The sequence below is a fragment of the Parasphingorhabdus sp. genome (assembly GCF_039968395.1).
GTDB lineage: Bacteria > Pseudomonadota > Alphaproteobacteria > Sphingomonadales > Sphingomonadaceae > Parasphingorhabdus.
Window position 1 is genome coordinate 213,106 of record NZ_JBDVPV010000001.1, and the last position, 25,363, is coordinate 238,468.

General features: G+C 55.0%; 26 protein-coding genes and 1 tRNA gene. 14 read left to right on the top strand and 13 right to left on the bottom strand.

The features are described 5' to 3' along the window. Positions 1-39 precede the first annotated feature (39 nt). From ABJI30_RS01040 to ABJI30_RS01055, 4 genes are all read right to left on the bottom strand, one after another. Entirely contained in the window at positions 40-438 is a 399-nt protein-coding gene (locus ABJI30_RS01040; RefSeq protein ID WP_348015040.1) for a hypothetical protein, read from the bottom strand. Positions 439-600: 162 nt separating this feature from the next. Beyond that, a complete protein-coding gene (locus ABJI30_RS01045) occupies positions 601-918 on the bottom strand; it encodes a hypothetical protein (protein WP_348015041.1) in 318 nt (105 codons plus the stop codon). 64 nt (positions 919-982) lie between these two features. Then, positions 983-1,057, bottom strand: a tRNA-Val gene (locus ABJI30_RS01050). Between the two features lie 60 nt (positions 1,058-1,117). Next, on the bottom strand, positions 1,118-1,495 hold the full coding sequence (locus ABJI30_RS01055; protein ID WP_348015042.1) for a response regulator: 378 nt from the start codon (positions 1,493-1,495) through the stop codon (positions 1,118-1,120). Positions 1,496-1,641: 146 nt separating this feature from the next. Between ABJI30_RS01055 and ABJI30_RS01060 the strand changes: the two genes are divergently transcribed. Next, positions 1,642-2,532 carry an N-formylglutamate amidohydrolase gene (locus ABJI30_RS01060; RefSeq protein WP_348015043.1) on the top strand — a complete coding sequence of 297 codons (891 nt, stop codon included), beginning with the start codon at positions 1,642-1,644 and terminating at the stop codon, positions 2,530-2,532. A 347-nt stretch (positions 2,533-2,879) separates the two neighbouring features. Here the strand turns inward: ABJI30_RS01060 and ABJI30_RS01065 are convergent, their stop codons facing one another. Continuing rightward, a complete protein-coding gene (locus ABJI30_RS01065) occupies positions 2,880-3,662 on the bottom strand; it encodes a SapC family protein (protein WP_348015044.1) in 783 nt (260 codons plus the stop codon). Between the two features lie 52 nt (positions 3,663-3,714). Then, the gene (locus tag ABJI30_RS01070) at positions 3,715-5,133 is read right to left on the bottom strand and encodes an FAD-binding oxidoreductase (RefSeq protein WP_348015219.1); all 1,419 of its coding nucleotides are present in this window, start codon (positions 5,131-5,133) and stop codon (positions 3,715-3,717) included. A 208-nt stretch (positions 5,134-5,341) separates the two neighbouring features. Here ABJI30_RS01070 and ABJI30_RS01075 point away from each other — a divergent pair, with 208 nt between their 5' ends. Further along, positions 5,342-5,836, top strand: coding sequence for a hypothetical protein (locus tag ABJI30_RS01075; RefSeq protein WP_348015045.1), 495 nt, complete (start codon positions 5,342-5,344; stop codon positions 5,834-5,836). A 132-nt stretch (positions 5,837-5,968) separates the two neighbouring features. Next, entirely contained in the window at positions 5,969-7,357 is a 1,389-nt protein-coding gene (locus ABJI30_RS01080; RefSeq protein WP_348015046.1) for a DEAD/DEAH box helicase, read from the top strand. Positions 7,358-7,401: 44 nt separating this feature from the next. On the opposite strand, the gene ABJI30_RS01085 is transcribed toward ABJI30_RS01080, so the two are convergent. The 3 genes from ABJI30_RS01085 to ABJI30_RS01095 form a co-directional block, all read right to left on the bottom strand. Then, a complete protein-coding gene (locus ABJI30_RS01085) occupies positions 7,402-8,394 on the bottom strand; it encodes an NADP-dependent oxidoreductase (protein ID WP_348015047.1) in 993 nt (330 codons plus the stop codon). A 49-nt stretch (positions 8,395-8,443) separates the two neighbouring features. After that, complete coding sequence (locus ABJI30_RS01090; RefSeq protein ID WP_348015048.1) at positions 8,444-9,067, bottom strand: hypothetical protein; 624 nt, start codon at positions 9,065-9,067, stop codon at positions 8,444-8,446. A gap of 69 nt (positions 9,068-9,136) precedes the next feature. Continuing rightward, a complete protein-coding gene (locus ABJI30_RS01095) occupies positions 9,137-10,564 on the bottom strand; it encodes a sigma-54 dependent transcriptional regulator (RefSeq protein WP_348015049.1) in 1,428 nt (475 codons plus the stop codon). Between the two features lie 169 nt (positions 10,565-10,733). Here ABJI30_RS01095 and ABJI30_RS01100 point away from each other — a divergent pair, with 169 nt between their 5' ends. The 9 genes from ABJI30_RS01100 (at position 10,734) to argC (ending at position 19,551) form a co-directional block, all read left to right on the top strand. Beyond that, positions 10,734-10,859, top strand: a complete 126-nt coding sequence (locus ABJI30_RS01100) for an aa3-type cytochrome c oxidase subunit IV (protein WP_348015050.1) — start codon at positions 10,734-10,736, stop codon at positions 10,857-10,859. 12 nt (positions 10,860-10,871) lie between these two features. Further along, positions 10,872-11,993: an NAD(P) transhydrogenase subunit alpha gene (locus tag ABJI30_RS01105; RefSeq protein WP_348015051.1), complete on the top strand. Its 1,122-nt coding sequence runs from the start codon at positions 10,872-10,874 to the stop codon at positions 11,991-11,993. A 10-nt stretch (positions 11,994-12,003) separates the two neighbouring features. Continuing rightward, complete coding sequence (locus tag ABJI30_RS01110) at positions 12,004-12,288, top strand: proton-translocating transhydrogenase family protein (RefSeq protein ID WP_348015052.1); 285 nt, start codon at positions 12,004-12,006, stop codon at positions 12,286-12,288. 62 nt (positions 12,289-12,350) lie between these two features. Further along, positions 12,351-13,772 (top strand): NAD(P)(+) transhydrogenase (Re/Si-specific) subunit beta, encoded by a 1,422-nt coding sequence (locus ABJI30_RS01115; RefSeq protein WP_348015220.1) that lies wholly within the window; start codon positions 12,351-12,353, stop codon positions 13,770-13,772. A gap of 64 nt (positions 13,773-13,836) precedes the next feature. Next, positions 13,837-14,532 carry an amino acid racemase gene (locus tag ABJI30_RS01120; RefSeq protein WP_348015053.1) on the top strand — a complete coding sequence of 232 codons (696 nt, stop codon included), beginning with the start codon at positions 13,837-13,839 and terminating at the stop codon, positions 14,530-14,532. 62 nt (positions 14,533-14,594) lie between these two features. Beyond that, positions 14,595-16,103: an NAD(P)/FAD-dependent oxidoreductase gene (locus ABJI30_RS01125; RefSeq protein WP_348015054.1), complete on the top strand. Its 1,509-nt coding sequence runs from the start codon at positions 14,595-14,597 to the stop codon at positions 16,101-16,103. A 43-nt stretch (positions 16,104-16,146) separates the two neighbouring features. Beyond that, positions 16,147-17,568: a leucyl aminopeptidase family protein gene (locus ABJI30_RS01130; RefSeq protein WP_348015055.1), complete on the top strand. Its 1,422-nt coding sequence runs from the start codon at positions 16,147-16,149 to the stop codon at positions 17,566-17,568. A gap of 110 nt (positions 17,569-17,678) precedes the next feature. Then, the gene (locus ABJI30_RS01135; protein WP_348015056.1) at positions 17,679-18,608 is read left to right on the top strand and encodes a C40 family peptidase; all 930 of its coding nucleotides are present in this window, start codon (positions 17,679-17,681) and stop codon (positions 18,606-18,608) included. 10 nt (positions 18,609-18,618) lie between these two features. Further along, a complete protein-coding gene (argC, locus tag ABJI30_RS01140; protein ID WP_348015057.1) occupies positions 18,619-19,551 on the top strand; it encodes an N-acetyl-gamma-glutamyl-phosphate reductase in 933 nt (310 codons plus the stop codon). A gap of 11 nt (positions 19,552-19,562) precedes the next feature. Here argC and lepB read toward each other — a convergent pair whose 3' ends face one another. The 4 genes from lepB to pyrE form a co-directional block, all read right to left on the bottom strand. After that, positions 19,563-20,465, bottom strand: a complete 903-nt coding sequence (gene lepB, locus ABJI30_RS01145; protein WP_348015058.1) for a signal peptidase I — start codon at positions 20,463-20,465, stop codon at positions 19,563-19,565. Next, positions 20,462-20,908 (bottom strand): holo-ACP synthase, encoded by a 447-nt coding sequence (gene acpS / locus ABJI30_RS01150; protein WP_348015059.1) that lies wholly within the window; start codon positions 20,906-20,908, stop codon positions 20,462-20,464. The genes lepB and acpS overlap by 4 nt, the downstream gene beginning before the upstream one ends. A gap of 157 nt (positions 20,909-21,065) precedes the next feature. Continuing rightward, complete coding sequence (locus ABJI30_RS01155; protein WP_348015060.1) at positions 21,066-21,800, bottom strand: pyridoxine 5'-phosphate synthase; 735 nt, start codon at positions 21,798-21,800, stop codon at positions 21,066-21,068. Next, complete coding sequence (gene pyrE / locus ABJI30_RS01160; protein WP_348015061.1) at positions 21,797-22,390, bottom strand: orotate phosphoribosyltransferase; 594 nt, start codon at positions 22,388-22,390, stop codon at positions 21,797-21,799. The genes ABJI30_RS01155 and pyrE overlap by 4 nt, the downstream gene beginning before the upstream one ends. 253 nt (positions 22,391-22,643) lie before the next feature. On the opposite strand from pyrE, the gene coxB reads away from it, so the two are divergent. Further along, a complete protein-coding gene (gene coxB, locus ABJI30_RS01165; protein WP_348015062.1) occupies positions 22,644-23,645 on the top strand; it encodes a cytochrome c oxidase subunit II in 1,002 nt (333 codons plus the stop codon). 13 nt (positions 23,646-23,658) lie between these two features. Next, a complete protein-coding gene (gene ctaD, locus ABJI30_RS01170) occupies positions 23,659-25,320 on the top strand; it encodes a cytochrome c oxidase subunit I (RefSeq protein WP_348015063.1) in 1,662 nt (553 codons plus the stop codon). The last annotated feature ends 43 nt before the right edge of the window (positions 25,321-25,363 follow it).

Sequence of the window (25,363 nt, forward strand, 5' to 3'; positions counted from 1 at the left end):
CTCGGCGCGCGCAAACCGGTACTTTTGAATGCCACACAGTTAAAAGAGGTAGAACTTCGCGATCCGCGCCGGCGGTTCTCCGTAAACACTCTTGTCACTCTTTGCCGTGCAACGGCGGCGGAGCTTTCCGAACCATGTCTTGCTGCGCAAATCGGTCAGGCGATGGTCCCCCGGGGCTTTTCGGATCTGGGATATAGCGCCAGATTCCGGCGCACCTTGGCGGATGTGTTGCAGACCATCCTGCAAGCCTTTGATATTGGTTCCAATGGATCCTGTTTCCACCTCGTCAAACTGGCTGGCGGTGACCGGCTGTACTGGAAAAAGGACTTCATGGATCCACCGGAACTGGTTCGGCCCATTTTTTCCGCGATTGCGCAAATGCTGAATGTCTTCGCAGAGCCGGGTCAATCGCCGGTCAGGGCGCTCCATTTCCGTCATGCCTCTTCCGAGCGCTGCAGCTATTCGGCGGCCCTTCTCAAGGGTGCGGCCGTTTCCTGCGAGTTCAACCAGATGACAACATTTATCGAGTTTTACCCAGCAGCGCTTGAACGGGCCAATCCGCGGCAGAATCCCGTGATCGTCAAAACCGCAGCTCAGCAATTATCGAGAAGAAGGTCGCGTGATCCCCAGCGGAAAATCATTGCCAACCTGTGCTACGACTATTTGCAACCCTTGCTCGACAAATCCGGTTTGAGTCTGGCTGCCGCCGCGGCCACTTTTGGTGTTGCCGAACGCACATTGCGACGCAAACTGGTTGGCGAAGGGACATCCTTCCGGACGATATTGGAACATGTCAGAAAAGATAACTGCCTGCTCTATTTTGAAGAAGGCGAACTTTTGCTCAAGGAAGTCGCGGCGAAACTGGGATATAGCGAATTGAGCGCTTTCACACGTGCCTATTCTGGCTGGTTCGGGCATCCGCCCAGTCTCGATTGCCGCAAGGTTTCGCTGGAGCAATCCCGAGAGATATTTGAGGAAAAAATGGTGGGCGTAGAGAGAGTTGAACTCCCGACCCCTTCGATGTCAACGAAGTGCTCTACCACTGAGCTATACGCCCACGCTGCAGGCCCTCTAGCCAGCCGCTATTATTCGCGCAAGACTTAATCTTGCCCGGCGCCTAATTCAGGCCGCTCAGGCTGTCCGGCTCAAACAGCCGATCGACTTCCAGAACCAGATCCTTGAGGTGAAACGGCTTGGAAAGAATCTTTGCTTTCGGCACGGATTCGCCAGCTCGCAATGTCACGCCAGAGAATCCGGTTATGAACATAACCTGCGTGGAGGGAGAGATTTTCGCGCATTCCTGGGCAAGTTCAATCCCGTCCATTTCCGGCATGACGATGTCGGTCAGCAGAAGATCAAATTCTTCCGATTCAAGATGCGGTATGGCAGCCGTCCCCCGGTCCACAGCGACGACTTCGTAGTTGGCTTTCTCAAGCGCACGTGTAAGATGTTCGCGCATCGCCTGCTCATCTTCAGCCAGGAGAATTCGTATCATTTTTTGTGCCGTCCTGTTCATAGGGTCTAGTCGAATGACTGCATTTATGCCGAAAGTGGATCATAGGCGCAAATCTCTTAATAATTTCGGTTTAACCGCAAAAAAAGCCGAAGATTCGGAATTTGCGACCACGGAGAGCTTCACCGGTGTCTGAAGATGCACTTGTGCCAGGGGTGAATGACCCAAATCTGCCGTTTTCTGTGTTTAACGGAGATGAATATCGTTTCCCGGTTCTTGTCAGCGTTCCGCATGCAGGAAGACGATATCCTCAAGAAATTCACGATAATCTGGCAGTACCCCCGGCCAGCCTGATCCGCCTGGAAGACCGGTATGCCGATCGACTGGCCGCCGGTGCGATCGCCAGCGGTTTTACAACTCTGGTGGCACAGCAGCCGCGCGCATGGATTGATCTCAATCGCGGTCACCGGGAGATTGATTCGGATATGGTGACAGGCATCGACCGGTCACAATTGCCGGCGCCGAGCCGTAAAGTGAGAGGCGGGCTTGGGCTCGTGCCGCGACGGTTGTCGGGCACCGGAGATTTGTGGCGCAGAAAATGGAGCTATGACGACGTGCAACAGCGGGTGAGGCACAGCCATGCACCCTATCATCAATCGATATCCCACATTCTGGAGCAAATGCGCGAACAATATGGTTCCGCCATATTGCTCGATCTGCACAGCATGCCGCCGCTGAGCGATGAAAAACTGGGTGATGTAGATATTGTAATCGGTGATCGATTCGGGCGCAGTTCGGGGTCGCGATACGCAGAACTTTCACTCTCATTCTGCACCCAGTCCGGATTACGGGGACAGTTAAATCATCCCTATGCCGGGGGATATATTCTTGAACGCCACGGGGCGCCCGGTCGGGGCATTCATGCGCTGCAACTGGAAATTGATCGACGCTGCTATCTTGATGAGAATCTGCTGGAGCCAGGGAAGAACATGTCGGAAATGACAAGTCATGTGGAACGACTGGCCGGATTGCTTGCAGATCAGATTCTGGATCGATTTCAGCTCGCTGCGGCAGAATGATCTGCAGAAGCTGAGGGCAGTGTGAGGCAGATCTCAAAAAAAACCACCCCGCCATATTGGGCGAGGTGGCCAAGGTTCAGGGAGGTGGCGTTCGTCTGAACGCCTGTAACAGCCCAATCGGGGGTGATAGACCGTTACAATGCATAATGTGGTCGTTTCGGTGAAAAGTTGCAAGCCCCAAATGTGAATTTGTGACTGCTGAATGACCCATTTGGCCTCATTTTACACCCAATATGGGGTGTATCTCCACGGAGGGGCGAATTGATACGTCCCTGAAAGCAAAACGGAGGGAGGCGCGCTGTCTTGATCGCGCGCCGGCCCTCCGTTTTGTCAGTCTTTTTGGTTGGTTAAACTTGAATTGAAGGCGCTTCGGTAACCTGGGGAACCTTGCCTGCATCTACCTGTTTCGCAAATACATCCCGCATGATCTGAAGCGAGAAAAGATGCGCGTAAATGAGTGGCAGCATTCCGTTCTGGTTGATCTTGCGCAATTCATCTCCGCGCATTTCGCGCAGTTTTTCTTCATTCACCATACGGAAACCGCGATAAACAAATGGTTTTTCAACGCCTTCCTGTTGAATAGAGACTTCGCCGTCCATCATCAGATCCAGTTTGTCGAGTTCGGCAACAAATTGCGCGGTTCGCTGTCCTGAACCTTCAAAATTTTCACAGAATTCCAAAATGCCTTTGGTGGCTTCAGTAGGCTGGTCTCCGTCAAAAAGCGGTTCGCCTTCTTTGAAATCGCCAATAGCTTCTGCGGTAGGATCGAAACAGAGTGACAGTTCTTCTGCATCCGGTGATAGCCGTGCGAGCAAGAACGGATAGCGGCGGATATAGGCCGGTACATAGGCCGGATGATCGAATTGGCCTTTTTCGTTCAGAAAAGCGTTCACGCCTTCATTCAGCCCCATAAGGATCAATGGCACGCTGTTTTCGCCAGCCGAGAAAACGATGGGATAGTTTCTGCAGGCGCTTACAAACTCATCGCTTGTAATCGGTACAGCGTGTTGTTCGGCGAGAAACTTGCCGTCGTCGAGGCCCTTGATTTTCCACTTTGCATGGTCTTTCGAGTTAAGCGGTATCAGGTCCTTGTAGAACATGGGAAGGGCTTGTTGGGGCGCGCTGGCCATGATGATTGTCTCCGAATAGTAGTTGCAAAAAATTAATTTCCTGGAAGCGCCTTTAAGAGGCTGGTTCCCGGGACGCAAGGGGAACTAGCTTCCCGGGGTTCATTATCAGCTGTGGATCGAGGGCTGTCTTTATGGCGCGCAAGCTTCCGAGGCGGGCCGCACCGGACAGACGTGCCAGTTCATCAATCTTGGTTTGCCCGATGCCGTGCTCGGCTGAAATGGAACCCCCGGCTGCAATCACGAGGTCATGTACCACAGGGGTGATCGTGCGGGCGGCATCTTCAGTCCAGGACCGTGCCGAACTTCCCTCGGGTGCCTTGACGTGAAAATGAACATTTCCATCGCCCATATGGCCGAAGGCCGCAACTTCGGTTCCGGGAAATTTTCGTTCAACCTGCCCGGCTGCCTCGACGATGAAATCCGCCATCGCGCTGACCGGAACGCTGATATCATGCTGCAAGGCCGGCCCATGCGCGCGCTCGGCTTCGGCTATTGAATCCCGCAATTTCCAGAAGGCCTCTGCCTGGGCCTCGCTTGTTGCAACCGCGGCATCAAGAATGAGTTGTTGGTCGATCGCATCGGAAAGCAGTTGTTCCATCCGATCCCGCGGGTCTGGCGAACTTGGCTGATCCCTTATGATTTCAATCAGAACGTTCCAGGGCGTCGCCTTTTCCAGCGGCGCTCGTGTATCCGGGATGTGTTGCAACACGGCGCTGATACAGGAATCGGGAACGATCTCATAGCCTTCCATATATTGGTTTTCATGGGCGTTGAGATACTGGAATAACTGATGTGCGGCCTGGGGAGACGACACACCGGCCCAGGCGACACAGCGATCAAGAAGCGCGGGTACGGTTTTCAGGGTCGCGGCAGTCACAATTCCCAGCGTACCCTCGCCGCCAATCAGCAATTGTTTGATATCATAGCCACGATTGTCCTTTTTCAAGGGAGTCAGATCGGAAAATATACTGCCGTCCGGCAGGACCGCCTCGATGCCGGCGACCAGTGATCGCATTGCACCATGCCGCAATACCTGCGTTCCACCCGCATTGGTTGAGACCAGTCCGCCTATCGTTGCCGACCCTTTGCCACCCAGCGTCAGCGGAAATCTCTGCCCGTGTTCGTCGAGCGCTTCGTGCAAATTTTGCAAAATCAGACCCGCATCACAGACCACAAGCTGGTCTTCAGCAGAGATTCCCCGGATCTGGTTCATCCGCCGCAAGGACAATATGACGGACTGGCCGTTTTTGTCAGGCGTTGCTCCACCGACCATGCCGCTATTTCCGCCCTGGGGAACAAAAGCGACTCGATGGGACGCAGCAATTTTCACGAGCGCAGAAACTTCGTCGGTCGAAGCAGGAGAAATCATTGCGATCGCCGCTCCTGTATAGCGACCACGCCAGTCCGTCAGCCAGGGCGCCAATTCTTCTGGTGATCGCGCAAGACCTTTTGGACCAACAATTGCTGCCATTTGTTCAAGCCAGTCGAGATCGTCCGCCACTATTCTGCCTCCGGAAATTTGCTCTAGCCAGGGAAATCAAGCTGCGTAGCTATTTGGCTTTCCTTGGCGGTTGATCAAGCCCCTTGCCAAAATTTGGTTCAAAATGCCATGGGGGATAGTTCATCGAATGTTCAATCGGGGCTGTTATAGCATTGATGATAATGATTAAGGGATTTGGGTGAGTTTTTCGCTTTCCGTGATTTTACTGCTTGCGACACCGGCTGCGAATGACGCTGCGGGATTGGGAAAGCATACGGAGTCGGAAGGACGGTTCGTACCGGCAGAAAATCTGCAATGGGCGCAAGTCCGGATCCAGAAGAGGATCATTATTCGCGTGCCCCGGCGCAGGCCAACCCCGGCAGCCAGCATGGCCAGAGAATCCCGGCAATCGGCTCCCCTCACGTTCAAAGAAAAGAAAATCGGCAAATGCATGCCTATGAACAGTATTCTCGGTGTCCAGATGTTTGGCGGCCGGAATCTCGATTTGATCACGCGTGATCGCAAGCGGATCCGGGCCCGGCTGGAGAAAAAATGCCAGGCGCGCAGCTTCTATTCCGGCTTTTATATGGAAAAATCAGGTGATGGAAAGATCTGTGCGGATCGTGATATTCTCCATTCCCGAACCGGCTCCAAATGCGAAATAGACAGGTTTCGCGAACTCGTTCCGGAATGATCCGGTCGGTCTGGCCGGGAGACCCTTGCCGTAGATCGCTTGACAAGTGCGCTTTTTGGCACCATTTCCCGGCCCAGCTACTTCAGACGAAAGCTACAGTCTGGTTTTGCACTCTTATTTTCCGGAAACACTATGAAATTTGCCGACCTCGGCCTCTCTGATGAATTGTTAAGTGCTGTTGCGGATGCCGGCTATGACGAGCCGACACCTATTCAGGCGCAGGCGATCCCGCCCGTTCTGATGATGAAAGACATTATTGGCATCGCGCAAACCGGAACCGGAAAAACAGCCAGTTTCGTGCTACCCATGATCGACGTGCTTGCGCATGGCCGGTCGCGCGCGCGCATGCCCCGTTCGCTGATCCTCGAACCGACGCGCGAGCTTGCCGCCCAGGTTGCCGAGAATTTTGAGAAATACGGCAAGAACCATAACCTCAGCATGGCGTTGCTGATTGGCGGCGTGTCGATGGGAGATCAGGTCAAGGCACTTGAAAAGGGCGTCGACGTGTTGATTGCAACGCCGGGACGCCTGATGGATCTGTTTGAACGTGGACGCATTCTGATGTCTGGATGCGAATTGTTGGTCATTGACGAAGCTGACCGCATGCTCGACATGGGCTTCATACCGGATATTGAAGAAATCTGTTCGAAACTGCCTGCAACACGCCAGACAATGCTGTTTTCGGCAACCATGCCTCCGCCGATCAAGAAGCTGTCTGACCAGTTTCTCAGCAATCCCAAATATATCGAGGTATCACGGCCGGCGACGGCCAACACTTCAATCGATCAGTCGATCATCCACATTGCACCCAAGGCCAAGCAGAAGCTGCTCTACGGCATATTGGACAATGAAGGTGTCGATACCGCGATCATTTTCTGCAACCGCAAGACACAAGTCCGCGATTTGTGCCAGAGCCTCCGCAAAGACGGGTTTGATGCCGGTCAGATTCACGGTGATATGGATCAGTCGTCGCGCCTTGCAGAACTGGAGCGTTTTAAATCCGGTGAGATCAACATTTTGTGCGCATCCGACGTGGCAGCGCGCGGTCTCGACATCAAAGGCGTGAGCCATGTGGTCAATTTCGACATTCCCTGGCACCCGGACGATTATATTCACCGCATCGGTCGGACGGGCAGGGCAGGTGCCACGGGCGTTGCGATTACCTTTGTGACAAAAAGCGACAGCGAGCATGTTGAAAACATCGAGAAGCTGACGGGCACAAAACTGCCCGTACGGGACAGCAAATCCGTAAAACCGGAAAAGAAGCAAGGCGGTCAGAAACACTCTGCGCCCAAAAATTCCGCCCCCAAGCAAGATCGTCCAAAACCGAACAAAAAAACAGATCGACCGGATGATGTATCAAGCGCAGAAAATCAATCTTCGCGGCCAAAGAAGGAAGTGAAGACCAAAAAAACCGAGCAAAGCCGGCCCGCTTCCGACAACAAACAGGATGACGGCAAGGACGCTGATGGCTGGAACGGCCCGGTTCCCGGATTTCTCGACGCGAAGCTGGATCGCTAGACCGACTCCGGCGGAAGCTGGGTCTGAGAAATTTTAGTCAAGCTTCAGAGCCGGACGAGCATTTTCCCCATATTTTCCCCGGTGAACAGCCCCAGAAACGCTTCCGGTGCAGATTCAAGGCCGTCTTTTATCGTTTCGCGTGAGGTGACCTGCCCGGCGGCAATGAGTGCGCCCATGTCTTTCATAAACTCGGGAATATCCGACATGAAATCCGGATAGAGAAAACCTTCCACCTTGATTCTGGCGGGGATGATCCGGATCAGATTTTTCATCATGACCGGACTTTGGTCATTATAGCGATCAATCATGCCACAAATGGCAAAACGGGCCATTTCACGTGCCTGACCGAATGCCGCATCGAGATGCTCGCCGCCGACATTGTCGAAATATACATCGATGCCTTCAGGTGCGGCCTTTGCAAGTTGTGGCTCGATTGGTCCGGCCTTATAGTCAAGACACGCATCTGCGCCGAGTTCCAGGACCCATGCACATTTCTCCGGGCCGCCGGCCGAGCCAATCACAGTCATGCCCTTGGCTTTTGCAAGCTGAACAACTGCAGAACCTACCGCTCCGGCAGCTGCGGATACGAATACTGTCTCGCCTTCTTTGGCGTGAGCCACTTTCAACAAGCCCATCCAGGCTGTTCCGCCGGTCAGACCCATGTTGCTGAGCCAGAGATGGTCGGGAAGGCCGGTTTCCGGTACCTTGTTGGCCATCTGATCGGGTCCGCCGAGGACCGCCTCATCACGCCAGCCCAGGCCATGCGCGACTTTTGCGCCGACGGGAAAGTCGGGGTTTTGGCTCTCAATCACTTCACCAAATGCACCACCGATCATGGGTTCGTTCAGCGCATATGAGGCGGCGTAGCTTTTGGCTTCGCTCATCCGGCTGCGCATATAGGGGTCAACCGACAACCAGGTATTTTTGACGCGAAACTGACCATCCTGCAGCGGAGAATCCGGAAGGTCCTTCAGTGCAAAATTTTCCAATACAGGCATGCCATCTGGGCGCGACACTAAATTCCAAGCACGAGCCATATTCCGTCTCCCGGGTTGTTGCGGCCGAAGCCGGCTGGTTTCTATTTCGTTATTGCAATGTCAGGCTGTCGAGAACCTGCGAAGCCGCAGCATCCAGTTTTTCAGCCTGATCTGCAGGATAGGTAATCGCAGCGCTGATCATGGTTCCATCCGGCTTGCGCATGATCCTCTGAGCCAGTTTCTGCCCGTCAGCATTGCTGCCTGCTGCCCGATATTCGTTTTCATTCACATAGTCGCCGGCCATGCCGCTGTCATCTGCTTCCAGCGCTTCAACGGCAGCTTGAAGGTCAGCATCTTCACGGTTTTCAGTCCAGCCTACGATCAGACTGGCGCCGGTTTCCGTGTCACCATAGACATTGCCGTCATCATCGCTGGTCGCTGCGTTCAACGCCCATTTTTCGGGAACGAGGATCGAGAAACCGCGCAAGGCATTAACATAGCTGGTCATCGCGGTAGGATCTATAGCTGCGGTTCCGTCCTCGCCATTTTCCGCCGCCGCTGCTTCGTCACGAATAGCCTGGCTGGCGGCGTCAGCTTGTCGGGCCAGCTCGTCACCGGACGGAACGTCGCCAACAGCCTCCTGTTTCCCGCAGGAAGTCAGAAGCAGGGCTGCGACAATAGCGAGCGTGGTCGAGGCAGCGCGGGCTGGAACGATTGGAAAGTTGTTTTTCATATTCGACAGACTTAGTCAGTGCGGCGATAAACTTCAACCGGGATTGTGGTTGATCGCCAACCGATCTGGTCAAGCGGCGTTATCGATCCCAAGATCTGCCAGCTTGCGGTACAATGTCGAACGGCCAATCCCCAGACGGCGTGCGACTTCTGTCATGCGACCCCGATAGTGGCCGATAGCCAGACGGATGACATCAGCCTCGATTTCCTCGAGCGGACGCAAATTGCCATCTTCGGAGTATAGAGTGATGCCAATGCCTTCCGGACTGCTTTGCAAATGCGGATGGGCGTCACCGGATTTTTCGACAAAGGAAGAAATCTGGGGAAACTCATCGCAGGTCAGCGCATCGCGGTCACACATGACCGCTGCACGGAACAGCACGCTCTGCAATTGCCGGACATTGCCTGGCCAGTTGTAACTGCGCAGCAGGTTGAGTGCTTCGTCCGTAATGCCGAGGCTACGCAGGCCGGGCTGCAACGCGAGGCGGGACAGGAAGTGGCGGGACAATGCGGGAATGTCACCCGTGCGATCACGCAAGGGAGGAATCGTCAGGCGAACGACGTTCATCCGGTAGAACAAGTCTTCGCGGAATCGTTCTTTTTTGACTTCCTGTTCGAGCGATCTGTTGGTTGCTGCGATGACGCGGACATCAATCTGGAAGCTGTTGGGGCTGCCCAGCGGCTGGATTTCGGATGTCTTCAGGAAACGCAGCAGGCGAATCTGTGTCTCCGCGGGAAGCCGGTCGACTTCATCGAGGAAGATAGTTCCGCCTTCGGCCTGCTGAAAAAGCCCGATTTTGCGATCAAACGCGCCGGTAAAGGCCCCTTTTTCATGCCCGAATAGTATCGAATCGAGCAAGTTGCCGGTAATGGCGCTGCAATTGACTTTGAGCATCGGCAGTTTTGACCGGGGGCTGGCGGCGTGAACGGCATCGGCAATCACTTCCTTGCCGACTCCGCCTTCGCCTTCGATCAGCACTGGAACCCGCGCGCGGGCGGCTTTCGCAGCGATAGCCAGGGCGGCTCGAAAGGCAGGGGCCGCACCGACAATTTCTTCAAATTCAAGCGGTGCGGAGATTTTTTCGGTCAATGGCCGCAATTCGCCATCATCTTTTGCATTTTCAACCGCAGCTTCAAGGGCTTGTAGCATCTGCTCCGGAGCAACGGGCTTGATAAGATAATCGGTGGCCCCGGCGCGAACGGCATCGACCGCTTCGGTTACGGATCCCACGGCTGTCAGCATGAGGATAGGCAAAGCGGGGCGGCGGGATTTCAGCTCGGCAATTAATTCGGTTGCTTCTGATCCGGGAACCCAGTGATCAAGGATGATCGCATCGAGCAGCATTCCGTCCTGAGTGCCCAATGTTGCGATGGCGGTCTCAGCGTCCCGCGCATGAATAGTGCGAAAACCCGCACGCGAAGCCATAGCCGAGATCAAGCGGCATTGTGCCGGCTCATCATCGATCAACATCAGCAGTTTTGTGCTGTTTTGCGCCATTTTTGTCCCAATTTGAAACTTGTTGAACGGCATTGGTAACAGCAGGGGGTAAAGACCCGATTAAGGACTGCTTATTTTTTCTATCCAGAAAGGAGGGCAAGAGGGCTTGAGCGCAGCGTTATATAAGGTTACACCGCGCTCAGTTTTTAATCGAATATTTGGGGATAACATGGCTACCGACAATAATATGAAATCTGCTACGGAAACATATTCCGGTTTCCTGTCCTGGTTGAAAATTGGCACGATTATCTCGGTGCTTGTGACTGTTCTGGTTGTCATCCTTATTTCTACCTGATTGGAATCATAAGTGAAAATTGCTGTATTGAAGGAACTCGCCGAGGGTGAGAAACGTGTGAGCGCGTCACCGGAGACGGTGAAAAAATTCATAGCGCTGGGCGCTTCAATGGCGATTGAAAAGGGAGCGGGGGAAACGGCTTCTGTTGCCGACTCCGACTATGAAGCGATGGGCGCCACCATCGGAACTCGCGCTGCGGTGATCAAGGATGCAGATATTGTGCTGGGTATTCAGGGGCCTCCTCCTGAATCGCTCAAAGGTATCAAGAAGGGCGCATGGCTCGCAGCGAGCCTGAACCCGTTTGGCGAACGGGCCAGAGTGGATGAATATGCCAAGCTGGGCATCGACGCACTGGCGATGGAATTCATGCCGCGAATCACGCGGGCGCAATCTATGGACATATTGTCGTCGCAATCCAATTTGTCCGGTTACAAGGCGGTGGTTCTGGCAGGCGCCGAATATGGCCGTGCGTTTCCGATGATGATGACGGCGGCTGGCACGGTCAGCGCTGCGAAATGTTTCGTTATGGGCGTGGGCGTGGCGGGTCTGCAAGCTATCGCGACTGCGCGGCGGCTCGGTGCGCAAGTGTCTGCAACCGATGTCCGGCCCGAGACTGCAGAACAGATCGAATCACTGGGCGCAAAACCGGTTTTTGATGACGATCTGGCATCGGACGGCGGCGGCGGATATGCCGCCGAACTGACCGACGAGCAAAAAGCCAAGCAGGCGGAACTCGTCTCAAAACATATCACCAAGCAGGATATAGTCATTACCACCGCATTGATACCGGGCCGTCCGGCTCCGCGCCTGATCTCGGATGCACAAATCGCGACGATGAAAACCGGCAGCGTGATCGTCGATCTGGCTGCTGAACAGGGCGGCAATGTCGAAGGCGCCGTCGCCGGTGAAGTGGTCGTGAAGCATGGCGTAAAAATTGTCGGTGCGAACAACATGCCATCGACCATGGCCGCGGACAGCTCCGCGCTGTTCTCGCGTAATTTATATAACTTCCTCTCTGCTTACTGGGATGAAGAAACGAAGCGGCCCGTGCTGCCGGATGACGATGAAGTAACAATCGGCATACGTCTGACCAAAGACGGCAAAGTCGTGAATGAGCGCCTTCTGGCGAACTAGGAGGCATAAAATGGACTTTATATCAATTCTCTCAATCTTCGTGATGGCCTGTTTTGTCGGCTATTATGTCGTCTGGTCGGTGACCCCGGCCTTGCACACTCCGCTGATGGCGGTGACCAATGCGATTAGCTCGGTGATAATCGTCGGGGCGCTGATAGCGGCGGCTGCGGCGGGTAGTCCGATTGCGAAATGGCTTGGCCTGATCGGCGTCGTTCTGGCCAGCGTGAACATATTTGGCGGCTTTGCCGTGACCGAGCGGATGCTCGCGATGTACAAGAAAAAGGAGCGCAAATAATGCGCCAGCTTATCGGGGGCGCAGCGGCGCTATTCCTTGCAACATCTTTTGCAACACCGGCCATGGCGGCATCGGGCGAAGCGGTTAACCCCTGGGTTGCGGTTGCCTATCTGATCGCCGGTGTTCTTTTCATTCTCGCATTGCGCGGACTGTCTTCACCTGAAACCAGCCGGGCGGGTAACCGCTATGGCATGATCGGCATGCTGATCGCCGTGGTGACGACCCTGCTGACACACGACGTGGCCAGCCTGCCGGAGATCGCAGTGGCGATTGCAATCGGCGGCGCGATCGGGTTCTTCACGGCGCGCAAAATTGCGATGACCGATATGCCGCAGCTTGTGGCAGCCTTTCACTCTCTGGTCGGTATGGCCGCCGTTCTGGTGGGCGTTGCGGCCTATCTCAATCCCGAAGCCTTTGGAATTGTGGATGCGGTGGGCGAGATTCTCACGGTCAGCCGGATTGAACTCGGGCTCGGCGTCGCCATTGGTGCCATTACATTCTCCGGCTCGGTTATCGCTTTTCTGAAACTCAACGGCAATATGTCCGGTGCCCCAATCATGTTGCCCGGACGTCATGTCATCAATCTGGGTGTGCTGGCCGGAATTATTGGCCTGACCGGTTATTTCGCGATCATGCCGACCGGCGAAACTGCGATGATCTTCTGGACGATTGTTGCCCTGGCCTTCGTCATCGGCTTCCTGCTGATCATTCCGATTGGCGGCGCAGACATGCCGGTGGTTGTATCCATGCTCAACAGCTATTCCGGCTGGGCAGCGGCGGCCATGGGCTTTACGCTTGGCAATACCGCGATGATCATCACTGGCGCACTGGTAGGGTCTTCGGGTGCGATCCTGTCCTACATCATGTGCAAGGCCATGAATCGCAGTTTCATCAGCGTGATTGCTGGCGGCTTTGGCGCAGACAGCGGCCCATCCGACGGTGCTGAAAAAATCGATCGCCCATGGAAGCGTGGTTCGGCTGAAGATGCTGCCTATATGATGAAGCAGGCAGAGAATATCATCATCATTCCGGGTTACGGCATGGCTGTGGCGCAGGCTCAGCATGCGTTGCGCGAAATGGGTGACATGCTCAAGGAAGAGGGGGTTGGCGTCAAATATGCCATTCACCCGGTTGCGGGCCGGATGCCGGGGCACATGAACGTGCTGCTGGCGGAAGCCAATGTGCCCTATGACGAGGTGTTCGAGCTGGAAGATATCAACAGCGAATTTGCACAGGCGGATGTGGCGTTCATCATTGGCGCCAATGACGTGGTGAACCCGGCGGCGAAAACCGACAAGGGATCTCCGATTTACGGCATGCCGGTGTTTGATGTCGACAAGGCCAAAACCATCTTCTTCATCAAGCGTTCGATGGGCGGCGTGGGCTATGCCGGGGTCGACAATGAAGTATTTTACATGGACCAGACCATGATGTTACTTTCTGATGCAAAGAAAATGTGCGAGGATATTGTTAAGGCTTTGTAATCCGGTTGACTTGTAATCCGGTAACAAGCCCCTCTTTTGGGTCACAATATCGGGAAACTGTTTCATGCGTAAATTTGGTCTGATCGGCGGAATGTCCTGGGTTTCGACCGAGAATTATTATCGCCGGATCAATAGCGAGGTGCAGCGCAAGCTGGGCGGATTCTCAAGCGCACATCTTTTGATCGAGAGCGTCAATTTCAGCGACTATGCGCGGCTGCAATCCGATGATGACTGGGATGCGGCGGCGGGATTGATGATCCGTTCCGCCAAAAGGCTCCAGCAATCGGGCGCTACTGCAATGCTGATCTGTTCCAACGCGATGCACAAGGTCTATCCGAAAGTCGCGCCCGAGGTTGATATTCCAATCCTCCACATTGCCGAGTGCGTCGGTGATCACATGGTAGCCGACGGGATCAAGACCGCGACGCTGATCGGGACCCGCAATGTGATGACCGAAGGCTTTTACCGCAAGCGGCTCGTTGGCAAGGGCATTACGCTGACACCTCCGGATGAGGGGCGGGTCGAGGAAATCGACCGGATCATTTACGAAGAATTGATGTTCAGCAACGTGAAGCGGGACTCCGAGCGGACTCTGAAAACCTTCATCACCGATATGGCCAAGCAGCAGATCGATGCGATTGTGCTGGGATCGACGGAACTGGACATGATCGTGGATACGAAAGCCAATATCCTGCCGATCTACGACAGTACCGAGATTCATGCCGATGCCGCCGTGAACTGGATTTTGGAAGAAGAGTAAGCGGCGCGCGCAGTCTCCAACACACGCTTGCAATTAACATCAATGTCAGTAATAAGTGGCATATGACAACTGAAAAACTTGACGTGCTGATCGTCGGCGCTGGTTTGTCAGGCATTGGCGCCGCCGTGCACCTGACAAAACGTTCGCCCGGAAAAAGCTATGCGATTGTTGAAGCCAGAGAACGGCTGGGCGGGACATGGGATCTGTTCCGCTATCCCGGGATTCGTTCCGACAGCGACATGTATACGCTCGGCTATAATTTCAAACCGTGGACTTCGCGGCAAGCGATCGCAGATGGTCCGAACATCATGGAATATCTCCACGAGACCGTGGCGGAATATGATGTAGAATCCAAAATACGCTTCGAGCGCAAAGTCGTGTCCGCCAGCTGGTCAAGCGACACGGCGGAATGGCTGGTCAGCCTCGCGCATGGGGATGGCGGCAGCAGCCAGATTCGCTGCAATTTCCTTTTCATGTGCTCCGGCTATTATAGCTATGATGAGGTCCACGATCCGCATTTCGAAGGCCGTGATGATTTTGAAGGCGAGATTGTACATCCGCAATTCTGGCCAGAAAACCTCGACTATGCCGACAAAAAGGTCGTTGTCATCGGCAGCGGGGCGACGGCTGTAACGGTCGTTCCTGCAATGGCGGAAACCGCAGCACATGTGACCATGCTTCAGCGGTCTCCCAGCTATGTCGCATCCAGGCCAGGTGAGGACAAGTTTGCACTGGCGCTGCGGAAATTCCTGCCGAGCAAGGCAGCCTATCTGATCACCCGCTGGCGCAACGTGCTTTTCCAGTTGTTTACGTTTAATCTGGCGCGCAAGAAACCGAAAATGGTCCGCAAGAAGCTGCTCGATATGGTCCGCGAGGAGCTGGGTCCGGATTATGACATGACTCATTTCAAGCCGCGTTATAACCCGTGGGACGAACGGTTGTGCGCTGTTCCGGACAGTGACTTGTTCAATGTCATCAAGTCAGGGCAGGCATCGGTGGTTACGGACCATATCGACCGGTTTGTCAAAGACGGGATATTGCTGAAATCTGGCGAAACGCTGGAAGCAGACATCATCGTCACCGCAACCGGGTTGAAACTGTCTACTGGCGGCAGCGCGATATTTGATGTCGACGGCGAGACCGTCAATTTTGGCGAGACTGTCAATTACAAGGGTGTTATGTTCTCCGGCGTGCCCAATCTGGGCATGACCATGGGCTATACCAACAGCAGCTGGACCTTGAAGGCTGACCTGACCAGCGAATATCTGTGCCGTGTAATCAATGTCATGGAACGCAAGGGATACGACAGCGCGACGCCGACGTTGCCGGCAGACGGCAGTATGGAGCTGGAACCGTTGCTTGATTTTAAGTCTGGATATGTTCGGCGCGCGATTTCCGACTTGCCGAAGCAGGGGCAGAAAAAGCCCTGGCGGCTGAATCAGAACTATCCCAAAGATATCATCAATCTCCGGCATCGCACCATTGAAGACGGCACGCTCGTTTTCGCGAAGGCCAAAAACCCCGATCCCGTGTCCAATATGTCCAGTGACGCGGAAACCGTAGCCGCCTGATTCGACTCTCGCACTTGGCAACGAGTCGGTCTATAGGTCTGAAATGACTGATTTTAAGACCCTGATCGCGGCCGACAAAGGCCAGAAAGCCCGGACCATCCAGATACTGGATGTCTTCAACTTTGAAGACTGGTTGAAAGACCAGCCCGATTCGGTGCGCAGCCTTGTGACGGCTTACAAATTCGTCGCCAATCCGGAATCCTATTTGCTGCTTCCGGTTACCGGCGGAAAGGTCGACAAGGACAGCTCGGAGCAAGGCGATTTCACAGTGGTGGCCGGGGTTAGAAACCATAAGGCAATGGAGCCCTGGGATCTTGTAAAGCTGGGCGGTAAACTGCCGGAAGGGCAATATCGACTGGCGGGGGCCAGCGCCAAGGACGGTTTGTTTGGCTGGCTGATCCCGCAGCATCAGTTTGAGCGCTACAAGGAAATCGAAAATAAACAAGGTCCCAGCGTGTTGCTCGTCAAAGACGAGATTGCGCAAGTCGATGAGGCCGTGCGACAGGCAGAAGCAACGGCGCTGGTCCGCGACATGGTCAATACGCCTGCGGCGGACATGGGTCCGGACAAACTTGAAGATATCGTTGAAAAACTGTCTGAAACGCATGATGCGGATTTGAAAGTGACGCGCGGGGATACGCTGGAAAAGAATTTTCCGATGATCCACGGCGTTGGCAAAGCCGCCATGCGGGAACATGCGCCGCGCCTGATCGAGCTGAAATGGGGAAAAAGTGACCATCCCAAAATCGCGATTATCGGCAAAGGCGTGACATTTGACAGCGGCGGCTTGAGCATGAAATCGCCTGCCGGCATGCTGATCATGAAAAAGGATATGGGCGGTGCAGCTCATGCGATCGCGTTGGCCAAGCTTGTCATGGAAGCAAAACTGCCGGTGCAGCTCCATCTGCTGATTCCGGCGGTCGAAAACTCGGTTGACGGAAATGCACTGCGCCCGGGCGATGTCCTGAACAGTCGTCAGGGGCTCACTGTCGAGATCGGCAATACTGATGCCGAAGGGCGGCTGGTTCTGGGCGATGCGCTGACACTGGCGGGCGAGGACGAACCGGAGCTGATGATTGACTTTGCCACGCTGACCGGCGCGGCCCGTATCGCTCTGGGACCAGATTTGCCTGCATTGTTCTGCAATGATGACGATATGGCCGCTGGTCTGCTGGAAAGTGGAGATGAGCAGGATGATCCGCTGTGGCGGATGCCACTCTGGTCGCGCTATGAATATCGTTTGAAAAGCGCGATTGCGGACACAAACAACGTCGCGACCGGATCATTTGCGGGCTGTATTACGGCGGCGCTTTTCCTGGAAAAATTCGTACCCGGCGACGTGGCATGGGCGCATTTTGATACATACGCGTGGCGGCCAGCGAGCAAGTCCGGTCGACCCAAAGGTGGCGAGGCGCTGGGCCTCCGTGCCAGCTGGGCGTATCTGAAAAAGCGATATGCAGGGTAATTCCGGCCCGGTCTGATCTCGCAATGGCGACTTGTCTAACGCGGCGGAAAGCAATAGATGGGTTTTTTCGCGCGGCTTTAGGGTGCGCAAAACGGGGTGCATGAATAGTAATGGATATGAAAGCGGCAAATAATGCGACGCGGGCAAAGTTCTCGCTGCATGGTCCGGAAGAGGATTTTGATCGCAGGGTGACAGCCCATCGCGGTGATCTGGCCGATATCGCCCTCGCTGGAAAAATGTTTGCGCCCCATTATGCGGAAGTGATGGAAATGCGCTGCGCTGCGCCGAAAGCGATGATCCGGAAACTGGGCGGCAAAAGTTACGAGGCCGTTTCCGAATTGCTGCACGGAGAGGATTTTCATCTGCTTGATGTTTCCGGCGACTGGGCCTGGGGAAGCAGCGCGCACGACGGTTATGTCGGTTATGTTCCAGTCCATGCCTTGCAAAGCCAGCGGAAAACCAAGACGCCGACTCATCTGGTTTCTGCGCGAGCGGCATTGATTTTTGTCGAGCCCGAAATCAAGTCTGGTGTGATCAAGAGATTGCCGATGGGCGCAAAACTAGCTTGCCAGGAACCGAGCGAGTGCGGGCAGTTTCTGAAAACCGGCAAGGGATATGTCCATGTGCGTCATGTACAGGAAATCGGGGCCAAGGTGGTTTTCGACGGCACCAACAGCACAGCGGCTCTTGCCGAGCAACTGATCGGTGCACCCTATTTGTGGGGTGGACGGAGCGGTGACGGTCTCGATTGTTCGGGGTTGATCCAGATGGTCCTCGGTTTAACCGGCATTTCGGCTCCGCGCGATGCGGATCAGCAGATGGCAATGCCTGGCAGCGAAGTGGCATCTGACGCGGATCTTCGGCGCGGTGACCTGGTATTTTTCCCGGAGCATGTCGGAATGATGGCGGATAGCGAGCGGATGATTCATGCCAATGCGCACTGGATGAAAGTCGTGTCCGAACCGCTTGCCGATGTGATTGCCCTGTTCAAAAGCAACGGAACCGACGAACCGGTTCTGATGCGCAAGCGGCTGACCTGATCGGTGCGTCATGACTCACAGTATTTTCATAGATGGTGCCGCCGGAACGACCGGACTGGAAATTGCCGACCGGCTGCAATCCCGGACTGAATTTGAGCTGATTCGGCTAAGCGATGACCGGCGCAAGGATGTCGGTGCGCGGCGGGAAGCGATTAACGACAGCGATTTTGTCATTCTCTGTTTGCCGGATGAGGCAGCGCGCGAAGCTGTGTCGCTGGTAGGTAATAACAGCACCCGGATCATCGATGCTTCTTCGGCGCATCGGACTCATCCTGACTGGGTATTTGGCTTTGCCGAATTCCGGGACGGTCAGCGCGAGGCGATTGCAAAAGCCAGTCGTGTCTCCAATCCTGGATGTTATCCAACCGGTTTCCTCGCGCTTGTCGCACCCCTGATTGCGCAAGGTCTTCTTCCCGCCGACTGGCCGTATACCGTCAACGCGGTTTCCGGATATTCTGGCGGCGGCAAGGCCCTGATCGAACGGTTTGGCAACGAAGCTGACGTCGGTTTCAGAAGCTATGGACTGGATCTTGGTCATAAACACAGGCCCGAGATGAAGCGCCATGCCGGATTGATCCATGACGTGATCTTCGCGCCCGCTGTCGTTCGTGCCTATCGCGGCATGATCGTCGAAGTTCCGCTGCATCTGAAGGCCATGGGATTGTCGGCATCCGCGCCGGATCTGCTTGGGGCTTTGCAAGATCATTATGATGGCTCGCAAATTGTTACCGTCAGCGATGGGAGCCCGGTTTCCGAGTTGTTGTTGAGTGAAAATGATGCCGCTACGGACCGGCTCGAACTGTATGTTTTCTCAAATGGTGAAGCTGATCAGGTGCGTCTCGTTGCGCGCCTGGACAATCTCGGCAAGGGCGCGGCGGGAAGTACCGTTCAGGATCTCAATATCATGGCTGGCCTGGATGAAACTGCCGGTTTGCGGCTTTAGTCCGCCGCTGACTATTCCGCCGGATCAGAAGCGTTATCGGGACGAAGGCTGTCCCCGGCCCTTCCGCCCCGGAAAGAACTGATCCAGCTAACCGGATTAAGACTGGTGGTGCCGTCGAGCGAGAAGGTAATAAATTCTGCGCGGCCGCCGATATTTTCCCATGGAATTACCCCGTCCAGACCACCGAATCGGGCCGGTACACGGCTGTCGGCGGATCGGTCACGATTGTCACCCATCAGATAGAGATTACCTTCCGGAATGGTGACCGGACTGATTTCGTCGACATCATATTTCGGACCGAGATCAATAATGTCGTAACTCACGCCATTCGGCAGAGTTTCCCGCAATATTGGCAACGAGCAGACCAGTTCGCCAGACGCATTGGTTTTCTGCAATCCCGGAAATTCGTCCTCACTGCACGGCGCATTGGCATCGACGGGCAGTTCCAGATCGGGCTGTATTTCTTGCGGCACGGGAATATTGTTGATGAAAACCTGTCCGCCTCGCAGCGCGATGGTGTCGCCGGGCAGACCAATCACGCGTTTGATATAGTCGCTGCTTTGATCCTTCGGGGTCAGGATCACGATGTCACCGCGTTCGGGGAGTGAACCCATCAATCGGCCTTCCATGCGCGGCAAGATGTGAAAAGTCGGAGAGACCCAGGACCAGCCATAGGCATATTTGCTGACAATCAGGCGGTCACCGACCAGCAGACCCGGCATCATTGATACGGATGGAATATAAAAAGGTTTGGCCACCAGACTGTGGAAAGCCAGCACGGCCAGCAACAGCAAGCCGATACTCTTGATTTCGCCAATCCAGTCGGTCTTTTCCTTTTCGTCTCCGGAAGAACTCGGTGATCCGGTGTCTGCCTGTTCCAGTGCCATATTCTCTTCAGTATCTTTCTGTTTCATGGTCGCAGTGAACCTGTCCTCGCTCGCGATCCAGCCGAAGGACTGGCGGGTTCAGCTTCGATGATAACGAATGCCTGTGCCCATGGATGATCGTCAGTGAGTGTCAGATGAACGGTGGCTTCATAGCCGTCCGGGACCATGGAATCGAGCCGTTTTTTTGCGCCGCCGGTCAGGGCCAGCGTTGGTGCGCCGCTGCGGGCATTGATCACACCAATATCTTTCATGAATACACCGGCCCGAAACCCCGTACCCACAGCCTTGGAAAATGCCTCCTTGGCAGCGAAACGCTTCGCGTAAGTTCCCGCCTTCGTATAGGGGCGCCGCGCTGCCTTGGCGCGTTCGACTTTGGTGAAGACGCGATTCTCGAAGCGCTCGCCGAACCGGTCGAGAGAATTCTGGATGCGCTCGATATTGCAGAGATCTGATCCGAGGCCGATGATCACAGTCTATCCTCCCTGCAGCGAAGCTGTGAGGAGGTGGCGCCGCAGGCGTCGGAGGGGTTGTTGACGCAGTCGGCGCGTGATGCGCTTCGCCCCTCCACCACCCTTCGGGCGGTCCCCCTCTCCGTCTTCGACAGGGAGGATAGAGATGCGGCGTATCTCACCTGGCATCATCCATCAGCGCGCGCATTTCTCTGATACTGCCTTCCAGTCCGCCGAATATCGCTTCGCCGATCAGGAAATGGCCAATGTTGAGTTCCGCGAGTTGCGGGATGGCTGCAACCGGGATCACGTTGTCGAACGTCAGGCCGTGACCAGCGTGCGGCTCGATTCCGTTTTTGGTTGCCAGCGCTGCGGCATCGGCAATCCGTCGCAATTCGGCTTCGCGTTCGGCTCCGGAAACATGGGCATAGTGGCCGGTGTGAAATTCCACGACCGGCGCACCAAGATGGATCGCGGCTTCGACCTGACGCGGGTCGGGTTCAATGAACAGGCTGACGCGAATATTCGCGTTGCGCAGCTGCCCGACAAAATCGGTCAGGCGGTTGTGCTGCCCGGCAGCATCCAGGCCGCCTTCTGTGGTGCGCTCTTCCCGGTTTTCGGGGACGATACAGGCAGCATGCGGTTTGTGCCTGAGCGCGATGTCCAGCATTTCGTCGGTGGCCGCCATTTCCAGATTGAGCGGAATGTCGAGCTTGTCCATCAACACGGTCAGATCATCGTCGCGGATGTGGCGGCGGTCTTCGCGGAGATGCGCCGTAATACCATCCGCACCGGCTTGCGCTGCAATCAGAGCAGCGCGTACCGGCTCGGGATGATCCCCGCCGCGAGCGTTGCGGATCGTTGCAACATGATCGATGTTGACGCCTAAACGGAGGTGGGAATCAGCGGTCACGCTCCGGCTACTTTTGCTCGGCTTCCCGGCTTGATTGCAGGAATCGCAGCCAGTTCCGGCGGCAATTCATCCGCTGCAAAAGTGGGAACGGCAAGTGTGAGGAGCGGATAGAATGGCACATCAAACTGGGCCGCGCCATTGGAGCGGTCAACCAGTGCCCCTGCTGCAACCACATCGCCGCCCGCATCGCGAATAGCCTGAATGGCTTCCCGCGAGGACAGGCCGGTGGTGACGACATCTTCCATCATCAGAACTTTTTGTCCCGGCTCCAGTCGGAAACCCCGGCGCAATTCAAACGTGCCGTCGGGGCGCTCCAGAAACAGCGCGTCCAGACCGAGCGCCCGGCCCATTTCGTGGCCGACAATCACGCCGCCCATTGCGGGGGACACAACAATATCGATAGTCCGGCGAATATTCTGGGGAATAGTCGCGGCCAGTGCTTCTGCCATTTTTGCAGCACGAGCGGGGTTCATTAAGAGTCTCGCGCATTGCAAATAGCGTCCACTGCGCAGTCCGGAGGATAGAATGAAATGGCCTTCCAGAAGGGCATCACTTGCCCGAAATTCCTGCAATATTTCTTCTTCGGTCAATGGGTTTTTCCTGTTTTATCCTGCCAGTATTGATGAAATGGGTTCTGTGTTCAGGCAATGGAAGCCCAAAAACTGAAAAAATATGCGTAGAGTAGCTTGAGGCTTGCGGCAACCCCGCTTATAAGCCGCTCCGAACGGGTTGATCCCGGTCTGATTTATTGATGTGCTTGTGGCCGTATTTGCTCTTTCCCGCCAATGAAATATAGACCATGAACTACCCGGAAAATGGGGTTTAATTGAGGTTGGGTAATAGATGACTCATTATGTGAAGGCATGGATTCTGGCATTGGGCCTGATTCTTACACCGACAATGGCAAGTGCACAGGATGCACAGCCGGAAGCGGCCACAACAGAAACAGCTGATGCGGCAGAAGCATCTGCTTCGGGTCTTGATCCGGCGCTTTATGTTCCGATGAAACCAACGCCGGGTGTTGGCATGCCGGTTGACGGCGGGGTTGATTTTCAACCGCAGGTCAGCGCAACCGGGAAACAGGCTTTGTGGATCAACAACATCATCCTGTTGCCCATCATTACGGTCATCTCGCTGTTCGTTCTGGGGCTTTTGTTCTGGGTTATGGTTCGCTTTCGCAAGGGCGCAAATCCCGATCCATCGAAAACCACCCACAATACGTTCATCGAAATTATCTGGACGGTTATTCCGGTTTTGATCCTGCTGGTGATTGCGGTTCCGTCGATCAGCTTGCTGGCAAAGCAATTTGAACCGGCGCCCGATGATGCGCTGACAATCAAGGTGACTGGCTATCAGTGGTATTGGGGTTACAACTATCCCGACAATGGTGATTTCGAAATCATCGCGAACATGCTTCCGGAAGAAGAAGCTGATGCCCGCGGTGAGCCCTTCCAGCTGGCTGCTGATAACCGCATGGTGATCCCGGTTGGCAAGCCGGTGAAAATGCTGGTGACTGGCGCGGATGTGATCCACAGTTTTGCCGTTCCTGCCGCATGGTTCAAGATTGATGCGGTTCCTGGCCGGATCAACGAGAAAGTCATGCAGATTGATGAAGTTGGCGTATATTACGGCCAATGTTCGGAACTGTGCGGAGCACGTCATGGTTTCATGCCCATCACCGTCGAAGTTCTGCCGGAAGACAAGTTTAATGACTGGGTCCGCGCCAATGGCGGAACGGTCAAGGGCGATGAATCGGAAGAAGCTGCTGACGAGGCAGCCGAAGGGACAACAGCCGAAAATACAACAGATGGCGAGCCTGCAGATGCAGCCGCTGCTGCGAATTAAGGGATAGCAGAAAATGACCACGATCACGGCAGATGGCCATATCGAAGATCACGCACATGATGCAGATCACAAGCCCGCTTTTTTCCAGCGCTGGTTCATGTCGACGAACCACAAGGATATCGGCACGCTCTATCTGATTTTTGCCATTGTGGCAGGGATTGTCGGTGGCGCGATTTCTGGCCTGATGCGGCTGGAACTGGCTGCGCCGGGAATTCAGTATCTGCAGGCTTGGGCCGGTATGATGCAGGGCAGCGAAGCCTCGATGGATCAGGCCTATCACCTCTGGAACGTCCTGATCACGGCTCACGGTCTGATCATGGTTTTCTTCATGGTTATGCCGGCGATGATTGGCGGCTTTGGTAACTGGTTTGTACCTCTGATGATTGGTGCGCCGGACATGGCCTTCCCGCGGATGAACAATATCAGCTTCTGGCTGCTGGTTCCCGCGTTTCTGCTGCTCTTCGGATCGACATTCGTCCCCGGAGGTACAGGACTTGGGGCCGGAACAGGCTGGACGGTCTATGCACCGCTTTCAACCTCCGGTTCGGTTGGACCCGCCATGGACATGGCGATCCTGTCGCTTCACCTTGCTGGCGCCAGTTCCATTCTGGGTGCGATCAACTTTATCACGACCATCTTCAATATGCGTGCACCGGGCATGACGCTGCACAAAATGCCGCTGTTTGTCTGGTCCGTTCTGGTGACGGCATTCCTGCTGCTTCTGGCGCTGCCGGTTCTCGCTGCCGCGATTACCATGCTGCTGACCGATCGGAACTTCGGAACGACATTCTTTGATGCAGCTGGCGGCGGTGATCCGGTGCTTTATCAGCATCTCTTCTGGTTCTTTGGCCACCCCGAAGTCTATATCATGATCCTGCCCGGTTTCGGCATGATCAGCCACATCATCTCAACCTTCTCCCGCAAGCCGATTTTTGGCTATCTGGGCATGGCCTATGCCATGGTCGCCATTGGCGTCGTCGGTTTCGTGGTCTGGGCGCACCACATGTTTACTACCGGTATGTCGGTAAATGTGAAAATGTACTTCACCGCGGCCACGATGGTTATCGCGGTGCCAACGGGGATCAAGATCTTCTCGTGGATTGCGACGATGTGGGGCGGTTCGATGACGTTCAAGACCCCTATGGTCTGGGCGCTGGGCTTCATCTTCATGTTCACCGTCGGCGGGGTGACAGGTGTGGTTCTTGCCAATGGCGGTATCGATGACAACCTGCATGACACCTATTATGTGGTTGCTCACTTCCACTATGTTTTGTCGCTTGGTGCGGTCTTCTCGATCTTTGCCGGCTTCTATTACTGGTTCCCGAAAATGTCGGGTCGCCATTATAACGAGCTGCTGGGACAATTGCACTTCTGGATCTTCTTCATTGGCGTGAACATTTTGTTCTTCCCAATGCATTTCCTCGGCAATCAGAGCATGCCGCGGCGTTACCCGGATTATCCGGATGCGTTTGCGTACTGGAACGAAATTGCATCAATCGGCTATGCCGTTATGGCGGTTGGTGTGTTGATCTTCTTCGTCAATATTGCCTGGTCGCTCGTCGCTGGTCGCCGTGCAGAAGGCAATTACTGGGGTGAAGGCGCAACGACGCTGGAGTGGACATTGTCCAGCCCACCGCCGTTCCACCAGTTCGAAACCCTCCCGCAAGTCAAGTAACCGGCTCGGGACATCGCAATATGTCATGCGGCGGCCCTCAAAC